Here is a 730-nt window from a genome sequence, read left to right as displayed (position 1 = left end):
CACCTGCCCCGCGACCTGACCCACCGGCCCGGAACCGCCGTAGGGGCCGCCCCCGGCATGCCCGGTGGCCGCGGGGGCCGGCCCCTCACCGTCCAACGGGGATGCCGGGGGCGGCCCCCGCGGCCACCGACCCGGCGGCGTCGGCCGGGGCGAAGCCGCCGAGCCCGTTCACCGGGGCGTGCGGTGCGCCGTACGGCCCCGCGCCGAACCCCGTGTCCGCCGGGGCCACGCCGTCGTAGGGGGCGGCCTCGGGGCCGCCGGCCGACCGGTTCGCCGCGGCGGAGCCGCCCGCGACGTCCACCGGATTCAGCCCGGCGTGCCCGTTCGCGTGGGCCGGCAGGTCCGGCGAGCCGCCGTTCACCGCCTGGGCGGCGAAGGGCATGCCGCCGGTCCCGGCCGCCGGGGCGAAGCCGTGGGGCTGGTCCAGCCGCCCGGGGCCGGGGGGAGGCCACTCGGGGGTCGCGGGACGGTACGTCGCCGCCCGCGCCGGTGCGTCCGGGAGGCCCAGGCACCCCAGCAGCACGTCCCGCTGCGCCGCGATCAGCTCGCGGGTGCTGCGCAGGTACTCCAGCACGATCTCCTCGCGCCTGTCGAAGCCGCCCTGCGGGGCGGCCCCCGTGGCCGTGCTCACCGCTGTGCCTGCCGCCATGGCCGATCCGCCTCCCACGCCCGAGCTCGCGCCCGCGCTGGTCGCTGTGACTGAGTACGTACCGAAGACCGATCCCGCGCC

General features: G+C 80.1%; 1 protein-coding gene. It reads right to left on the bottom strand.

Annotation, left to right across the window (positions count from 1 at the left end; all coding sequences use genetic code 11):
* Positions 1-85: 85 nt before the first annotated feature.
* Positions 86-631, bottom strand: a complete 546-nt coding sequence (locus tag EF918_RS36345; protein ID WP_221889804.1) for a hypothetical protein — start codon at positions 629-631, stop codon at positions 86-88.
* Between the last annotated feature and the right edge of the window lie 99 nt (positions 632-730).

This window comes from Streptomyces sp. WAC06614, from assembly GCF_003949795.1.
Lineage (GTDB): Bacteria > Actinomycetota > Actinomycetes > Streptomycetales > Streptomycetaceae > Streptomyces.
This window is presented reverse-complemented; position numbering and strand designations above follow the sequence as displayed.